This is a genomic window from Nonomuraea sp. NPDC003214 (assembly GCF_053590035.1).
Window position 1 is genome coordinate 396962 of the sequence record NZ_JBSFSX010000001.1, and the last position, 15978, is coordinate 412939.

Annotated in this window: 17 protein-coding genes; 8 read left to right on the forward strand and 9 right to left on the reverse strand. The window is 74.2% G+C overall.

What is annotated here, in order from left to right; translation table 11 throughout:
• The 3 genes from recQ (at position 1) to ACWDXC_RS01895 (ending at position 3443) form a co-directional block, all read left to right on the forward strand.
• The gene (gene recQ, locus ACWDXC_RS01885) at positions 1-1851 is read left to right on the forward strand and encodes a DNA helicase RecQ (protein ID WP_449976968.1); all 1851 of its coding nucleotides are present in this window, start codon (positions 1-3) and stop codon (positions 1849-1851) included.
• 327 nt (positions 1852-2178) lie between these two features.
• Positions 2179-2310: a hypothetical protein gene (locus ACWDXC_RS01890; protein ID WP_281427003.1), complete on the forward strand. Its 132-nt coding sequence runs from the start codon at positions 2179-2181 to the stop codon at positions 2308-2310.
• A complete protein-coding gene (locus ACWDXC_RS01895) occupies positions 2307-3443 on the forward strand; it encodes a methyltransferase domain-containing protein (protein WP_375075001.1) in 1137 nt (378 codons plus the stop codon). Before ACWDXC_RS01890 ends, ACWDXC_RS01895 begins: the two co-directional genes overlap by 4 nt.
• A 155-nt stretch (positions 3444-3598) precedes the next feature.
• Here ACWDXC_RS01895 and ACWDXC_RS01900 read toward each other — a convergent pair whose 3' ends face one another.
• Positions 3599-4321 carry a maleylpyruvate isomerase N-terminal domain-containing protein gene (locus tag ACWDXC_RS01900; protein WP_449976973.1) on the reverse strand — a complete coding sequence of 241 codons (723 nt, stop codon included), beginning with the start codon at positions 4319-4321 and terminating at the stop codon, positions 3599-3601.
• A 321-nt stretch (positions 4322-4642) separates the two neighbouring features.
• On the opposite strand from ACWDXC_RS01900, the gene ACWDXC_RS01905 reads away from it, so the two are divergent.
• A complete protein-coding gene (locus ACWDXC_RS01905) occupies positions 4643-4972 on the forward strand; it encodes a hypothetical protein (RefSeq protein WP_449976975.1) in 330 nt (109 codons plus the stop codon).
• On the opposite strand, the gene ACWDXC_RS01910 is transcribed toward ACWDXC_RS01905, so the two are convergent.
• Positions 4958-5776, reverse strand: coding sequence for an alpha/beta hydrolase (locus ACWDXC_RS01910; RefSeq protein ID WP_449976977.1), 819 nt, complete (start codon positions 5774-5776; stop codon positions 4958-4960). The two genes, ACWDXC_RS01905 and ACWDXC_RS01910, sit on opposite strands and share 15 nt — an antisense overlap.
• A gap of 97 nt (positions 5777-5873) precedes the next feature.
• Between ACWDXC_RS01910 and ACWDXC_RS01915 the strand changes: the two genes are divergently transcribed.
• Together ACWDXC_RS01915 and ACWDXC_RS01920 are read left to right on the forward strand one after the other, a co-directional pair.
• Positions 5874-6542 (forward strand): 2OG-Fe(II) oxygenase, encoded by a 669-nt coding sequence (locus ACWDXC_RS01915; RefSeq protein WP_449976980.1) that lies wholly within the window; start codon positions 5874-5876, stop codon positions 6540-6542.
• Complete coding sequence (locus tag ACWDXC_RS01920) at positions 6539-6988, forward strand: hypothetical protein (RefSeq protein ID WP_449976983.1); 450 nt, start codon at positions 6539-6541, stop codon at positions 6986-6988. The genes ACWDXC_RS01915 and ACWDXC_RS01920 overlap by 4 nt, the downstream gene beginning before the upstream one ends.
• Here ACWDXC_RS01920 and ACWDXC_RS01925 read toward each other — a convergent pair.
• The gene (locus ACWDXC_RS01925; protein ID WP_308125762.1) at positions 6974-7672 is read right to left on the reverse strand and encodes a helix-turn-helix domain-containing protein; all 699 of its coding nucleotides are present in this window, start codon (positions 7670-7672) and stop codon (positions 6974-6976) included. The genes ACWDXC_RS01920 and ACWDXC_RS01925 overlap by 15 nt on opposite strands.
• A 145-nt stretch (positions 7673-7817) precedes the next feature.
• On the opposite strand from ACWDXC_RS01925, the gene ACWDXC_RS01930 reads away from it, so the two are divergent.
• The gene (locus ACWDXC_RS01930; RefSeq protein ID WP_449976985.1) at positions 7818-8225 is read left to right on the forward strand and encodes an SRPBCC family protein; all 408 of its coding nucleotides are present in this window, start codon (positions 7818-7820) and stop codon (positions 8223-8225) included.
• A 62-nt stretch (positions 8226-8287) separates the two neighbouring features.
• Here ACWDXC_RS01930 and ACWDXC_RS01935 read toward each other — a convergent pair whose 3' ends face one another.
• The 6 genes from ACWDXC_RS01935 to ACWDXC_RS01960 all read right to left on the reverse strand — a co-directional run bounded on the left by ACWDXC_RS01935 (position 8288) and on the right by ACWDXC_RS01960 (position 15273).
• Positions 8288-11452 (reverse strand): AfsR/SARP family transcriptional regulator, encoded by a 3165-nt coding sequence (locus ACWDXC_RS01935; protein WP_449976988.1) that lies wholly within the window; start codon positions 11450-11452, stop codon positions 8288-8290.
• A gap of 39 nt (positions 11453-11491) precedes the next feature.
• Entirely contained in the window at positions 11492-11845 is a 354-nt protein-coding gene (locus ACWDXC_RS01940; RefSeq protein WP_364179496.1) for a nucleotide pyrophosphohydrolase, read from the reverse strand.
• Positions 11846-11864: 19 nt separating this feature from the next.
• Positions 11865-12509 carry a response regulator gene (locus ACWDXC_RS01945; protein WP_219505389.1) on the reverse strand — a complete coding sequence of 215 codons (645 nt, stop codon included), beginning with the start codon at positions 12507-12509 and terminating at the stop codon, positions 11865-11867.
• Positions 12506-13663: a sensor histidine kinase gene (locus ACWDXC_RS01950; RefSeq protein WP_449976992.1), complete on the reverse strand. Its 1158-nt coding sequence runs from the start codon at positions 13661-13663 to the stop codon at positions 12506-12508. Before ACWDXC_RS01950 ends, ACWDXC_RS01945 begins: the two co-directional genes overlap by 4 nt.
• A 113-nt stretch (positions 13664-13776) precedes the next feature.
• Positions 13777-14604 carry an NAD(P)H-binding protein gene (locus ACWDXC_RS01955; protein ID WP_449976994.1) on the reverse strand — a complete coding sequence of 276 codons (828 nt, stop codon included), beginning with the start codon at positions 14602-14604 and terminating at the stop codon, positions 13777-13779.
• A 15-nt stretch (positions 14605-14619) separates the two neighbouring features.
• Entirely contained in the window at positions 14620-15273 is a 654-nt protein-coding gene (locus ACWDXC_RS01960) for a hypothetical protein (RefSeq protein ID WP_449976997.1), read from the reverse strand.
• 66 nt (positions 15274-15339) lie between these two features.
• Here ACWDXC_RS01960 and ACWDXC_RS01965 point away from each other — a divergent pair, with 66 nt between their 5' ends.
• Positions 15340-15978, forward strand: a complete 639-nt coding sequence (locus ACWDXC_RS01965; RefSeq protein ID WP_219505380.1) for a TetR/AcrR family transcriptional regulator — start codon at positions 15340-15342, stop codon at positions 15976-15978.

Sequence of the window (15978 nt, forward strand, 5' to 3'; positions counted from 1 at the left end):
ATGGATACCCCCATCGAGGTTCTGCACCGCGTGTTCGGCTACGACTCGTTCCGGGCGGGCCAGCAGGAGATCATCGATCAGGTGGTGGGCGGCGGCGACGCGCTCGTGCTCATGCCGACCGGCGGCGGCAAGTCGCTGTGCTACCAGATCCCCGCGCTGGTGCGGCCCGGCACCGGCGTGGTCGTCTCGCCGCTGATCGCGCTCATGCAGGACCAGGTCGACGCGCTGAGAGCGCTCGGCGTGCGGGCGGGGTTCCTCAACTCGACCCAGGACCACGACGAGAGACAGCTCGTCGAGGCCGAGTTCCTGGCCGGCGAGCTCGACCTCCTCTATCTCGCGCCCGAGCGGCTGCGGGTCGAGTCCACGGTGCGGCTGCTGTCCAAGGGGCGGATCTCGCTGTTCGCCATCGACGAGGCGCACTGCGTCTCCCAGTGGGGCCACGACTTCCGGCCCGACTACCTCGCGCTGTCGGAGCTGCCCGCGCTCTGGCCGGACGTGCCGCGCATCGCGCTCACCGCGACCGCCACGCCCGCCACCCACGCCGAGATCGCCGAACGGCTCGGCCTGCAGCAGGCCCGCCACTTCGTGGCCGGCTTCGACCGCCCCAACATCCACTACCGGATCACCGCCAAGAGCGAGCCCAAGCGGCAGCTCCTCGACTTCCTGCGCGAGGAGCACCCCGGCGACGCCGGCATCGTCTACTGCCTGTCCCGCTCCTCCGTGGAGAAGATCGCCGCGTTCCTGGTGGAGCACGGCATCGCCGCCGTCCCCTACCACGCCGGGCTCGACGCCCGCACCCGCGCCGCCCACCAGGCCCGCTTCCTGCGCGAGGACGGCCTCGTCGTGGTCGCGACCATCGCGTTCGGCATGGGCATCGACAAGCCCGACGTGCGCTTCGTCGCCCACCTCGACCTGCCCAAGTCCGTCGAGGGCTACTACCAGGAGACCGGCCGGGCCGGCCGCGACGGCCTGCCCGCGACCGCCTGGATGGCCTACGGGCTGCAGGACGTCGTCCAGCACCGGCGCCTCGCCCTGGAGGGCGACGAGCAGCACCGCCGCCGCCAGGCGCTCCACCTCGACGCCATGCTCGCCCTCTGCGAGACCGTGAGCTGCCGCCGCGCGATGCTGCTCGACTACTTCGGCCAGCCCGGCAGCCCCCCGTGCGGCAACTGCGACACCTGCCAGGCCCCGCCCGAGTCCTGGGACGGCACGGTCGCCGCCCAGAAGGTGCTCTCCACCGTCCTGCGCCTCAAGCGCGAGCGCGGCCAGAAGTTCGGCGTCGGCCAGATCGTCGACATCCTCCTCGGCAAGACCACCGCCAAGGTGCTGCAACACGGCCACGACTCGCTCACCGTCTTCGGCGTCGGCTCCGAGCTGGGCAACGCCGAATGGCACGGCGTCGTCCGCCAGCTCCTCGCCCACGGCCTGCTCGCCGTCGAACCCGCCCACGGCACCCTCGTCCTCACCGACGCCAGCGCCGACGTCCTGCGCGGGCAGCGCGAGGTCCCGCTGCGCCGCGACGCCAAACGCCCGCCGCGCCCGGCCCGCTCCTCCTCGTCCGGCGGCTCCCCCCGCCCCGCCGCCGCCGACCTCGACCCCGACGCCGCCGCCCGCTTCGAGCTCCTGCGCGCCTGGCGCGCCGCCACGGCCAAGGAGCAGGGCGTCCCGGCGTACGTCATCTTCCACGACGCCACCCTGCGCGAGATCGCCACCCTCTGCCCGACCTCCCTGTCCCAGCTCGGCACGGTCACGGGAGTCGGCGAGAACAAACTGGCCAAATACGGGCAACAGGTCTTGGAAACCCTCGGCGCCGACCCCACCGACGACCCCCAGGGCACCCTCCTCCCTTGACGGGTCGGCAAGCGGGACCCGCGGCCCGTCACACCGCGGGCCGGGCCGCCGCAGTCGGGTGTACGGGTGCATCCAGCAGGCGTTCGCCACGTGCCCCGGAATGGCAGGCAAGGCGACCTGGTTCGCGCTCCCCCGTACGGGCTGACCAGCAATGACAGGGGACCTGTCACGGCCTCCACACGGGCCTCTACGGGACGATCACGAGCGGCCCTCGATGAGCCCGGTCGCTCGGTGCGCGTGGTCCGGGTGCGTGCGGCCCGGTGAATTCGCTTGTCCCGTATCGCTGAGCGACTTTACAGTCACGTTAGGCAACACATGGAGGTCGCTATGGGTGGTAAGCACGAGGGCGACAAGAAGCACGGCTACGAGGAGTTCAAGCCCGGTAAGGACCAATCGAAAGACGGGGCGGGACAGGGAGGCGGATCCCGGGAGAAGCCAGCCGACGGCGGCAAGAAGTGACCGAACTCGGCCTCCTGCTGGACGCCATGATCGCCCGCATCGAAGAGGTGCGGGCACCGGTCGACAGCCGGATCGAACGCGCGCTGCGGTCAGTGCCCCGCCACAGGTACGTCCCACCCATAGCGCTCATCGCCGACGGCGACCGGCCGCCGTTCCTGATCGACCGGGACAAGGACCCCGAGCTGTGGATGACCAGCGTCTACACCGAGACGGCGATCGTCACCCAGCTCGATGACGGCGCGACCGACCTCGCCACCTTGGACGGCAACTACAGCTCGTCGTCATCCGCGCCGGCGACGGTCGCCGACCTGCTCGAACTCCTCGATCCTCAGCCCGGCGATCGTGTCCTGGAGATCGGCACCGGCACGGGCTGGACGGCCGCGCTGCTCTGCCACCTGGCCGGAGAGCAGAACATCACCTCGTTGGAGGTCGACCCGGTTCTCGCGGAGGCAGCGGCGAAGAACCTCGCCGAGGCGGGCCTGCGACCGCACCTGGTCGTCGGTGACGGCGCGGAAGGGGCCCCCGATCGCGGGCCGTTCGACCGCGTGCACGCCACCTGTGCGGTGCGGACGGTGCCGTACGTCTGGATCGATCAGTGCCGGCCCGGGGCGGTGATCGTCACCCCCATCCACACGGGGGTCGGGGACGGGCATGTGCTGCGCCTGGTCGTGCTGGATGATGGCACCGCGCAGGGCCGCTTTCGCGAGTACGCCGACTACATGGCCATGCGGTCGCAGCGCCCCGTCTATTTGCCGGACCCGGCAGGGGTTCAGCCGCGGGAGAGCACCACACGCGTCGACCCTCGCATGGTCGTCCGGGCGCCGCCCGGCGCGAGGCTGGCCATCGCCGCGCTGACGGGGCTGCGGCTGGACACACGCACCGAACCCGGGCGCTTCCTGGTCTGGGTGTCGAGCACCACCGAGGCGCGGGAGAAGGCCTTGGTCATCTGGGAGGAAGGGAAGGCTGAGTACAAGCTGTACGAGCTGAGCGACCGGCCGGTGTGGGACGAGGTCGTGGCCGCCTACTTCCAGTGGGTGCGGTGGGGCGAGCCCCGCCGCGACCGGTTCGGCATGACGGTCGGCCCGCAGGGGCAGTGCTACTGGCTCGACATGCCGAGCCAGGTGATCAGTTGAGGTGCGCCCCCGACCGACATGCGCCGACTCATCGACTCAAGGGGCATGGTCCCACCGCGTCACCGAGGAACGCCGCCTCCTCCATGTGCCCTGTTACAACGGGCTGATCATTCTTCAGGTCCGGTAAGTCCAGTCGAACGGGCCGGAGTGGGTGGTCATGAGGCATTCGGGTCGCGGCCGAGGCAGGCGAGGAGGCGGGCTTCGGCCGGGGCGTTCGAGGGGACGCTGCGGGGTGGGGCGAAGCGGGTGGGGCGGTCGGCGGGGGTGACGAAGAGGGCGGCCAGTTCCAGCAGTTCACCGGCCAGCGTGGCCGGGATCGGCCGGGGGTGTCCGCAGGCCTGGGCGACGTCCCAGCCGTGCACGGTGATCTCGACGGCGCCGACCCCGGCGACCAGCTCCGCCGCCAGCGGGAGCCCGCCGACGGAGACCACGGCGCTTCTGACCGCCCCGGACCACGCGCCGAGCGTCGCGCAGGCCGCTCCGCGCAACTCGCCGGCCTCCGTCTGCACGTTCACGTTCTGAGGGAAGGGGCACTCCGGGGCGCTGGGGGGAGGCACCGGGGCCGGGATGCCGTACGGGACGGCTGTGGGGGCGTCACGTGCGAGGGGGACGGCGGGGCGGGGTGCGACGGTTTCCGGGGTGGGGGCGTCGCGGGCCGGGGGTGGGATGTGGCCGTGGGTGGCGGCTTCGTACAGGGTCTGGAAGGAGTCGTTCATGTGGGCGAGGAGGTCGGCCAGGGTCCAGGCGGCGCACGGGGTGGGGCGGTGGAGGGCGGCGGGGGTGACGAGGTGCAGGGAGCCGGTGGTGTAGGCGATGGCCCGGTCCAGGAGGGCCGCGGTGGACGGCGTCGGGACCGTGGGCGTCTGCGGTTGGGCCATGGTTGCGCCTCCTCCTGTACGGAACGCGTACTCGGAAGGGTTGACGCCGGGGGCGGGTGAAAGTCATCGGTCGATGAGGCGGTTGTCCGGGAACCTGCCAGGGGTTCGGGCTGTAGGGGTGGTATGCGGCTGATGGTGGTGGGTGCGGTGTTCGTCGTACTGGTGGCTGGGTGTGCGGCGGAGTCCGCGGGGGCGGGCAGGGCCGAAGAGGCGGGGGCGTCCACGCCCGTGGCCACGCCCGCGACCTCTCCTGTGGCCACGCCCGCCACCTCTCCCGTGGCGTCTCCCGGGGATGCGCGCAGGACCTGCGGGGGGACGGTCATGAGCGCGTCGGAGGCGGGGTTTCCCGAGGTGAAGGGCGCGGGGCGGGGCGCGGAGCTGTGGGGGTTGCTGTTCGCCGAGGTGCCGTTCGAGGCGGGGGCGGAGGTGAAGATCGTGTGGCGGATGACCGGGGAGGGCCCGTTGCGGGCGGCGGCGTCGCTGGATGGGCGGCGGGCCAGGCTGGTGTGGCTGGAGGAGCACGGCGGGTCGAGCTGGCGGCGGCCCGGTCATGAGTGGGGCACGGGGTGGGTGTTCCCGGAGCCCGGGTGCTGGAAGGTGGAGCTGTCCAGGACCCGGGGCTCCGGGTACGTGTGGTTAGACGTCCGGTGAGGTGAGGACGCGGTCGATGAAGGCGGTGACGTCGGCGAGCACTTCGTCGTGGTTCGTCTCGTTGAACACCTCGTGCCGGGCTTCCGGGTAGATGCGCTCGGTGAGGTCGTCGCCCCGGACGGCGTCGATGCCGGTGCGGCTGCCGGCGAGGGGGACGAGCTGGTCGTCGGCGCCGTGGATCCACAGGGTGGGGAGCGGGCCCAGGCTGCCGGTCTTGGTGATCGTCTCCAGGGTGGTCGCGAGGGCGCGGAGCGTGGGGCGTTTGAACGGGCCGTGCCAGACGAGCGGGTCGGCGGCGTAGGCGGCGCCGACGGCCGGGTCGCGGGAGAGCGTGGCCGGGTCGAGCGGCGTGTCGGGGAGTTCGTCGAGCGGGAGCAGCGTGTCGACGACCTCCCAGACGCCGATCACCGGCCCCGACAGGACGAGCGCGGCCAGGCCGGCGCCGTAGCGCTGGGCGTAGCGGGCGGCGATGAGGCCGCCCATCGAGTGGCCGATGAGCACGACGGGCACGCCGGGGTGGTCGGCGCGGGCCTGCCGCTCCACGGTGTGCACGTCGGTGACGACGTCCTCGAAGTCCTCGATGAGCACCCGTTCGCCGGCGGACCTGCCGTGGCCCATGTGGTCGGGGCCGTAGACGGCGGCGCCGTGGCGGACGAGGGTGTCGGCGACGTGCTCGTAGCGGCCGATGTGCTCGCCGTAGCCGTGGACGAGGAGCGCGACGTAGCGGGGGTCGGGGTGTGGCCACTCGCGGACGACGTTGACGCCGCGCGTGCCGTTGAACTGGTGCTCCCGGGATTCCGCCATGACTACACTCCTCGTTCGGCCGTACGCCGATCGTACGCAGGTGTTCAGAGGTCCGAAAACTGCCGACTTCCCGGGCGGCGGCGGTGTTTATCTGGTTATGAACCTGGACGAACTCGACGCCTACGGCTTCACGCTGACGGAGCCGCTGCTCACGCCCGCGCAGTGCGCGGAGATCGCCGGACTGTACGACGAGGCCGGGCGGTTCCGGTCGACGGTGGACATGGAACGTCACCGGTTCGGCCGCGGACAGTACCGATATTTCCGGCACCCGTTCCCGCCCGCGGTCGCCGAGCTGCGCGAAGCCCTCTACCCGAGGCTGCTGCCGATCGCCCGCGACTGGGCGGCGCGCCTGGGCCGCCCCGCGCCCTGGCCCGACGACCTGGGCGCCTGGCTGGAGCTGTGCCACGAGGCCGGGCAGACCCGGCCGACGCCCATCCTGCTGCGCTACCGCGAAGGCGACTGGAACGCGTTGCACCGCGACCTGTACGGGGACCTGGTGTTCCCGCTCCAGGTGGTGATCGGCCTGGACCGGCCGGGCGAGGACTACACGGGCGGCGAGTTCATGATGGTCGAGCAGCGGCCCCGGGCCCAGTCGCGCGGCACGGCGACGCTGCTGCCGCAGGGTCGCGGGCTGGTGTTCACCACCCGCGACCGGCCGGTGCGCTCCTCGCGCGGCTGGTCGGCCGCGCCGGTGCGGCACGGCGTCAGCGTCGTACGGTCCGGGCTGCGGCACACGCTGGGCCTCGTCTTCCACGACGCCGCGTGAGCACGCCGACGGCGGCGGAGCTGGACGCCGTGCTGCGGCTGCTGGCGCAGGCCCGGGCGGAGACGGTCGTCGTGGGGCACGGCCGGGGCGCCTCGGTGGACGCCTTCCTCGCGATCTGGCCGGGCACCGTGCTCGCGGTGGTCGACTGGCCGGAGGAGGCGGCGTCGTGGCTGCGTCAGGCCAGGCGGTTCGCCGCCGGGCCGCCGGACGCCTGGGTGGTGGCCGGGCCGCCCCTCGGCTGGGCGCGGATGGCCGCCCGGCTGCGGCAGAGCACCGGCTGGGACCCTGCGCGCACGTTCGGCTTCGCCTCGACGGCCGGGGCCGTGGCGCTGGCGCCGCCCGGCACGCTGGAGGGCATGCGCGGAGCCTGCCGGGGCGGCGGCACCTGGCGGCTGGGCCGCAACCTGATCATCCGCGGGCCGGAGCGGGAGTCAGAGCGCGGGTGACTTGTCGGTCACGTAGTCGAACTCGTCGTCGGACAGGGTGCGCCGCAGCACGCGGACGACCTTGCCCGGGTCGTCGACGGGACCCGGCTGGTAGAACGGCCTGCCGTCACGCCCGAACGTGATCGCCGACGGCCCCTCCCACGTGCCGAGCAGCGGCGACACGGACGCGAAGTCCTCGTGCGGCTCGAAGCCGAGCGTGCGCGCGTACTGCTCCGAGCCGAACACCAGCGTCTGCGCCAGCTCCAGCGGCACCTCCTGCCAGCTCTTGTAGTCGCTGAAGAAGTAGTCTCGGAAGCGGCGCAGGTCGCGCTCGCTGAGCACGTCGGGACCGGCCACGTACTTGATGCCCAGGCAGTAGACGTCGGCGAGGAAGCCGCCGACCGTCATCTTGTCCCAGCCGTGGCGGCGGGCGACGAGCACCGACACCATGCCGCCGCCCGTGCCGGGCTCGTCGTCGGTCCAGCCGCGCGCCGGGTCGACGCCGAGGCCGTCGCTCCAGCCGGCGTTGGTCCAGCAGCCGATGAGCTCGGCCTCGCCGCCGGAGCCGGCGCCCTCGGCCGCGATCTCGCGCACCAGCGGCGCGACGACCGACGGCGACACGCCCAGGGCGCGGGCGATCTCCTTGGGCGAGCGGCCCTCGGCTCGCAGCTCGCGTACGCGGTCCTTCAGTTCTGCGCTGTCCACTCGCGCAGCCTAGCGGCCCGGCCGTGGAGCGCGTGCGACCGCCGTGCCGCGGTTCGGGGGGCCGTAAGGGCGGCTGAAGGCGATCGTAAGCGCCGCCCGGCACCGTAGGAGCGTGGGAGCGTCAACCCCTGGGAAAGGCGGCACGTTGAGCCAGTACGAGATCATCCGCGTCTTCGACGCGCCCCGGGAGCGGGTCTTCCGGGCGTGGACCGAGGAGGGGCGGTTCGCCCGGTGGTTCGGGCCGCCGGACATGAGCACGGAGGCGGTGCTGGACGTGCGTCCCGGCGGGGCGTGGCGGGCGAGGTTCCGTGACGGCGACGGGTTCGAGGTGCTGCTGGACGGCGTCTACCGGGAGGTGGCGGCGCCGGGGCGGCTGGTGTTCACCACCGGCGATCCGGACGATCCGGGCGACGGGCCCGCGTCGGTGGTGACGGTCGAGCTGACCGAGGCGGCCGGCGGCACGCGCATGCGCTTCCGCCAGCGCGGCGTCAACACCGGCGGCGGCTCGGGCTGGGCGGGCTTCCTCGACCGCCTCGGGGAGACCCTCGCATAGCCGCCGGACGGCGCCCGGCCAGCCACCGGACGGCGCCTGGTCAGCCGCCGGACGGCGCCCGGTCAGCCGCCGGACGGCGTCGTGGCCAGGTCGGCGGCGTCCTCCAGCTTGAGGCGGGCCCCGTCCTCGTACGCCTCGGCGAACCCCGGCTCGCCGAGACCGGCGCGGGCGGCGGCGGTGACGCGGGCGATCTCCTCCTGCTCGGACGGCCCGGCCGGGGTGTTGTGGTGGTCGCGGACGGCGGCGGCCAGCCCGAGCAGGCGGGCGGCGGCGCGGTGCGAGCCCGCCGCCGCGAGCGCCGCGGCCAGGCCCTCCGCCGCTCCGGACGACGAGCGCGGGTCGCCGATCCGCTGCGCGGCCTCCAGCGCCTCCAGGTGCAGGCGCGCCGCGCCCGCCGGGTCGCCGCGCAGCTCGGTGAGGAAGCCCAGCTCCGTGAGCGTGACTGGCAGGTGCAGCGCGGGCTCGACGCCCGGCCCGCGCGGCACCCCGTCGAGCAGCCGGTGCAGGTGCCGGCCGGCCAGGTCCAGCTCACCCGTGCGGCGTGCGGCGAGCGCCAGGCCCATCTCGGCCATCAGCCCGATGTCCCGGTGGCCCTGGGAGGCGGCCTGGCGCAGCGCCTTGCCACACAGCTCCAGCGCCCTGCCGTACTCGGCGCTCTGCAGGGCGATCCAGCCGAGCCAGGCGGTGTGGCGGGCCGCCTCCGACCACAGCTCCAGCTCCTCGGCCATGCGCAGGTTCTCGGTGAACAGCTCGACGGCCCGCTCGACGTCGCCCGCCATCTCGGCGTGCCCGGCCAGCCACTCGGTGGCCTGCAACAGGCCCCACCGGTCGCCCAGCTCCCGGAACAGCCGGGCGCTCTCCTCGCCGTCACGCGCCAGCGCGTCGTGGTCGCGGCGGGTGAACGCGGACATCGCCTGCTTGCTCAGCGCCGCCGCCACGCCCCAGGTGTCGCCGTTGCGGCGGAACACGGTCAGCGCCCGGCCGATCAGCTCGTCGCACGTCGGCAGGTCGGGCGCGTTCATGCCGAGGAACAGCTCGGCCCGCGCCCGTACCCCGGGGTCGGCGATGTCGCGCAGCGGCCCCTCCCTGTCGGTCTCCTCGCCCAGCACCAGCGCGAACCCGGCCCGCCAGGCGGCGGCCCGCGCCGCCGCCTGGTCGCCCGCCGGGGCCCCGGCCAGCGCCACGTCGAACGCGCGGCGAGCCTCGGCGGGCCTGCCCCGCAGGTACCAGTACCAGCCGAGCGCGTTCACCAGGCGCAGCGCGGTCGCGGGCGTGCCCTGGTCGGCGGCGGTGGCCAGGGCGGCGCGCAGGTTGGCGGACTCGGCGTCGAGCCGTTGCAGCCAAACACGCTGCTCGCGCCCGTACAGGTGCGGCTCGGCCGCCTCAGCGAGCTCCGCGTAGTAGCCGGCGTGCGCACGGCGTACGGCGTCGAGCTCGCCCGCGTCGGCGAGCCTGGCCAGGCAGTATTCGGTCACCGACTCCAGCATGCGGTAGCGGACGCCCGACGGGCCGTCGGCCACGACGACGAGCGAGCGGTCCACCAGCCGGCCCAGCAGGTCGAGCACGTCCGAAGACGCCGCATCGGCGGAGGCGCACACGGCCTCGGCGGCCTCCAGCGTGCAGCCGTCGGCGTGCACCGCCAGGCGGCGCAGCACCGCCCGCTCCGGGTCGGACAGCAGGTCCCAGCTCCAGTCGATCACGGCCATGAGCGTCTGCTGGCGCGGCGGCGCGCCCCGCTGCCCGGAGGCCAGCAGCCGGAACCGGTCGTCCAGCCGCGCCACCACGCCGTGCACGCCGAGCAGCCGCACCCGGGTCGCGGCCAGCTCCAGCGCCAGCGGGATGCCGTCGAGGCGGCGGCAGAGCTGCGCGACCGCCTGCGCGTTGCCCGCGTCGAGCGCGAACCCGCGCGCCGACGCGGCGGCCCTGGTCACGAACAGCCGCACCGCGTCCGAGCCCGCCATGACCGTCAGGTCGGTGCTGTCGGGGACGCCGAGCGGCGGCACCGCCCACAGCACCTCGCCGTCGACGGCCAGCGGCTCCCTGCTCGTGGCCAGGATGCGCAGCTCGGGCGCGGCCCGCAGCAGCAGCTCGGCCAGCTCGGCGACCTGCTCGACGACGTGCTCGCAGTTGTCCAGCACGAGCAGCAGGTGGCGGTCGCGCAGCGCGTCCGCCAGCCGCTCGGCCGGGGTGCCCGAGCCGGCGTCCTGCCGGATGTCGAGCGCCGCCAGCACCGGCTCAGCCAGCGACGGCGTGCGCCGGTCGAGCGGCGCCAGCTCCACCAGCCACGCCCCGCCGGAGAACTCCCCCACCATCCGGGAGGCCGTCTCCAGCGCCAGCCGCGTCTTGCCGACGCCGCCGCTGCCGGTGAGCGTCACCAGCCGTTCGGTGCCGAGCAGCGAGTGCACCTCCGCCAGCGCGTCCTCGCGGCCGATCAGCTTGCTCAGCGCGGCGGGCAGGTTCGTCGCCGGGCGTTCGGCCGGCGCGTTCAGGGCGGGGTCCTGGCCGAGGATCGCCTGGTGCAGCGCCACCAGGTCGGGCCCGGGGTCGAGGCCGAGCTCGTCGGCCAGCCGCTCGCGCAGCTCGGCGTAGGCGGCCAGCGCGTCGCTCTGCCTGCCGGCCCGGTACAGCGCCCGCATCTGCGCCGCGCGCAGCCGCTCGCGCAGCGGGTGGCGGGCCACCAGGTCGCCCAGCTCGCCCACCAGCAGGCCGTGCTCGCCCAGCTCCAGGCGGGCCTCCGCGTGCAGCTCCAGCGCCGTCAGCCGCTGCTCCTCCAGCCGGGTGACCGCCGTGCGCAGGTGCTCCTCGTCGGCGAAGTCCGCGTACGCAGCCCCGCGCCACAGCGCGAGCGCGTCGCCGAGCAGCGCCGCCCTGGCTCCCGGGCTGCCCGCGGCCTCGGCCCGGGCCAGCAGCTCCGCGAACCGCACGGCGTCCACGTCGGCGGCGCGCAGCAGGTAACCGGGGGCCTTGGAGACGATCAGCTCCCGGCCGCCGGGCTCGGCGTCCTCCAGCGCCTTGCGGAGCTGGGAGACGCGGACCTGGAGGGCGGCCGACGGGTTGCCGGGCGGCTCGTCGCCCCACAGGTCGTCCACGAGCCGGTCGGCCGACACCGTACGGCCCTCGTGCGCGAGCAGGTCGGCCAGCAGGGCGCGCACCTTCAGCCCGGGAATCGTGACCGGCTCCCCCTCGTCGGTCCACACGGCCAGCGGGCCAAGCACCCCAAAACGCATGCCCGTCACCTTATGCGGTGCCGCTTCCCCCCGGGGTTGTCACGGGGAGGCGGGCGGGGCCTTGCGGGCGGAGCCCCGGTAGGCGTCGCTCGGGTAGCGGTGCTCGACCGTGTCGAGCTTGGCCGAGGCCGCGGCGACGAGGTCGACGCCGAGCACGTCGGCGAGCCGGACCAGGTAGTTGGTCACGTCGCCCAGCTCGGCGGTGACGCGGGCGAGCGTCTCCGGGTCGGGGGCGCGGGACTCGTCGGGCGTGAGCCACTGGAGCTCGGCGACCAGCTCGCCGACCTCACCGGCCAGGGCCATGGCGAGGTTCTTGGGCGTGTGGAACTGCTCCCAGTCGCGTGCCGCGGCGAACGCGCGCAATCGTGCGGCATGCCGCTCCAACTCCGTCACAGGACACGACCTTACGGCGTCAGAGGTCGGCGTCGTGGACGAGGATGGCGGCCTGGACGCGGTTGGTCAGGTCGAGCTTGGCCAGCACCCGGCTCACGTGGGCCTTGACCGTGGCCTCCGACAGGTGCAGCTCGCGGCCGATCTCGGCGTTGGACAGGCCGCGGGCCAGCGCCCTGACCACCTCCTCCTCGCGGCCGGTCAGCGAGGCGAGCTGCCTGCGGGCCGCCTCGGCGCGGGTGGGGGCCTTGTCGACGAAGGCGTGGATGATCCGCTTGGTGACCGACGGCGACAGCATGGCCTGCCCGGCGGCGACGGCGCGCACGGCGGCGATGAGGTCGCGGGGCGGGGTGTCCTTCAGCAGGAACCCGACCGCGCCGAGCCGCAGCGCCTCGTGCACGTACTCGTCGAGGTCGAACGTGGTCAGCATGATCAGCTTGGGCGGCTCGGGGGCGGCCAGGAGCCGCGCGGCGGCGGTCAGCCCGTCGGCGCCCGGCATGCGTACGTCCATGAGGACGACGTGCGGTCTGAGGCGGGTCACGGCCGTGACGGCCTCGTCCCCGTCGCGGGCCTCGCCGACGACCACGATGTCGCCGGCCGCCTCCAGGATCATCCGGAGGCCGGACCTGACCAGGGCCTCGTCGTCGGTCACGAGCACCCGGATCACGCGCTCACCCCGCCTGCCGCCTCCGCCGGGATGGCGGCGATCACGTCGAAGCCGCCGTCGTCGCGCCGGCCGGCGTGGAGCGTGCCGCCGAGCAGCTCGACCCGTTCGCGCAGGCCGACGAGCCCCCAGCCGGCGCCCGGCAGGGTCCGGCCGGGGCCGGGGGGCGGCTCGTTGCGCACCTCGACCCGGAGCTCGGCAGGCAGGTAGCGGATGTGGACGTCGGTACGGGCGTCGGCGGCGTGTTTGTGCACGTTGGTCAGGGCCTCCTGGACGACGCGGTAGGCGGTGCGCTCAACGGTGGCGGCGAGCTGCCGGGCCTCGCCGTGGGCGTGCCTGCCGATCGTGATGCCGAGGGCCCTCGACTGGTCGAGCAGGCGGTCGAGGTCGTCGAGCGTGGGCTGCGGGGCGAGGGCGGGCGGCTGGGCGGGGCCGCGCAGGACGCCGAGGATCTCGCGCAGGTTGGTCAGCGCCTCCCGCCCGATGTCGCCGATCATGGCGGCGGCGCCGGTGGTGCGCTCGTCGGCGGCGCCCACTTCGAGCGCGCCGGCGTGGAGAACCATGAGCGAGACGCGGTGCGCGACGACGTCGTGCATCTCGCGGGCGATGCGGGCGCGCTCCTGGGCGCGGGCCTGCTCGGCGCGCATGACCTGCTCGCGTTCGAGCCGGTCGGCGCGCTCGCGGGCGGCGGCGAGCACCTCGCGCTTGGCGCGCACCCACAGGCCGAGCAGCAGCGGCAGCCCGACCATGGCGGCGGCCATGAGGGCGGCGTTGGCGGGGGTGGCGGTGACCATCTCGCGGGTGCCGCCGCTCGCCCGGCCGGCCAGCACCGAGGCGGCCATCATGACGACGGCCAAACCCAGGTAGGCGCCGAGCTCGCGCCGGGTGCGCCAGGTGGTGCCCGCGTAGTAGGACGCGACGACGACGGGCGGCCACATGACCAGCCAGGGGTAGAGCACGGCGCCGATGATCGCGAGCGGCCACCAGGACCGGCGGACGGCGACCACCGCCGCGCCGCCCGCCACGAGGGCGGCGACGCCCCGCAGCGCGGGCGAGGCGGACGCGGCGCCGCCGGTGACGGCCACCGCCGAGGCGACGAGCACCAGCGCGCCGACCAGCGCCGGCACGGCGGCCTCGATCCGTTTGCTTACCTGCACGTTCGCCAGCGTACGGTGGCCGCCCGGGTGGGCGGATCCGACGTTCGTCTACATACGTGACCGACGAACGGCTGCACCGCCGGGGGCAGGCGGCCGCACTTGCGTCCCGGCGCTCAGCGGAAGCGGCCGGCGTTCCTGGTGGCCCACTCGGCGTAGGTGTGCGGCGGGCGACCGGTGGCCTGGCGCACGCCGGGGAGGATGGGGGCGGTCGTGCCGGTGGCGGCGGCCAGGACGTCGATCATGGCGTCCGCGACCGCGGGCGGGTGACCGGCGAGGAGTTCCGCGCGGAGCTCCTGCGGGGTCAGCTCCGCGAAGCGGAGGGTCCGTCCGAGCACCTCGCCGAGGATCGCGACCCGTTCGACGGTGGTCAGCGCCTGCGGCCCGGACAGCTCGTACGTGCGTCCGGCGTGGCCGTCGTCCAGCACGGCGGCGGCGACCACGGCGGCGACGTCGTGCTCGTCGACCTGGGCCAGCGAGGCGGCGGGGAAGGCGGCGGGCACGGTGTCCCCGGCCCGGATCGCGGGCGCCCACGGCAGGTCGTTGGCCATGAAGGCGGTCGGCCGGACGAACGTCCAGGGCAGGCCGGAGGCGCGTACGGCGTCCTCGTTGGCGCGGTGCTGCCGCTCGATGAGGCCGGGCCCGCCGGGCAGCGACGCCGAGGACAGCAGGACGATCCGGCGCACGCCGGACTTCCGCGCGAGCGCCAGCAGGCCGGCGAGGGCCCATCCGGGCACGGGGCACAGGTAGGCCACCTCCACGCCGTCGAACGCCGGCTCGACGGACGCCGCCTCCCGCAGGTCGCCGGGCACGGCGACGGCGCCGCCGGGCAGCCGGGCCTCGCCGGGGCGTCTGGTGAGCGCCCGCACGGGCGCGCCCGCCTCGGTGAGTTCGTGGACGACCCGGCCGCCGATGCGGCCGGTGGCTCCGGTCACGAGTATCACGTGCGTGCTCCTTGCTCAGACGCCCAGCAGGGCGATGCTGTAGACGACGATCCAGGCAGCCCAGCCGACCCAGCCGAGCAGGCCGATCACCCCGGCGCGGCCGGCGCCCTCGGCGTTGTACGGGGCGGCCGCGGAGGAGACGAAGAGCAGGGCGGCGCTGATCCAGCCCAGCCAGGCGTGCCAGGCGGGGATGAACGCGAGACCCGCCCCGGCGGCGGTGAAGCCGAGCACCGCGATGGCCAGGAAGACCTGGTTGAACCCGAACAGCACGTTGCCGAACGCCCACAGCCCGGCGACCGAGCCGCGGTGGTGCCGGGCGGCCGCGGCCGTCCCGAACCGGAGCGACTCGACCACCATGAAGGTGGCGTTCTGCATGAGGACCCCGGCGAACCCGGTCAGGGCCCAGATGTTGCTGCCGGTCTGCCCGTCGCGCCAGAGCACGGCGAGCAGCCCGGCGGCGAACAGCGTGGTGAACAGCCAGGTGGCCGGCACGACCACGGAGGGCGCGTTGATGCGCTTGCCGATCCCGGCCAGCGCGTCGGTGGTGGCGTCCAGGGACAGGCCGGAGGTGGGCAGCGGGAGCCCGGCGCGGACGTAGAGGACGTTGACGACGATGGCGAGCAGGACGAATCCCATGCCTGCCGCACCCGCCAGACTGGTGACGGTCACGGTGACCACCAATTGGTTTTACGGTACTTATATTGAATGTAAGTCACGGAAAGTCTGGACGCAATCATGGAGAACGAGACCGGGCGGCGCCGCTACACCTCGCTGCGCCGCGTGGCGCAGGCCCATCAGACGCGGGCCGAGATCGCCGAGGCCGCACGCAGGCTGTTCCTGTCCCAGGGATGGGCCGCGACCACCGTGCGCGACGTCGCCCGGGAGGCGGGGGTCTCCGTCCCGACCGTCTACGCGGCGTACCAGAACAAGGCGGGGCTGGTCCGGGCGCTGGCCGACGCCGCGGACCTGGCCGCGGACCTGCCCCAGGCGATCGAGGAGCTGGAGGCCACCGGCGACCCCCGGCGGCACCTGGCGGCGATGGCCGGCTACGACCGGCGGCTGTTCGAGCGGGCGGGCGACCTCATCACGCTGATACGTGAGGCGGGCCGCACCGAGCCCGAGATCGCGGACTTCTACCTCCAGGGCCGGCGGCAGGTCGGCGAGCTGCGCACGCAGGTGTTCGCCTCGTGGCCGGACGGCACGCTCCGGCCCGGCCTGGACGTCGCCACCGCCGTCGACATCTACGCCGCCCTGTGCAACATCGACGTCTACACGACGCTCCACGTCGAGCGCTCCTGGTCACCCGGCCGGATCGAGCAGTGGTGGGGCGAGGCGCTGGCCCGCGAACTGCTGAGCCCGGCCACCGCCCGCTGA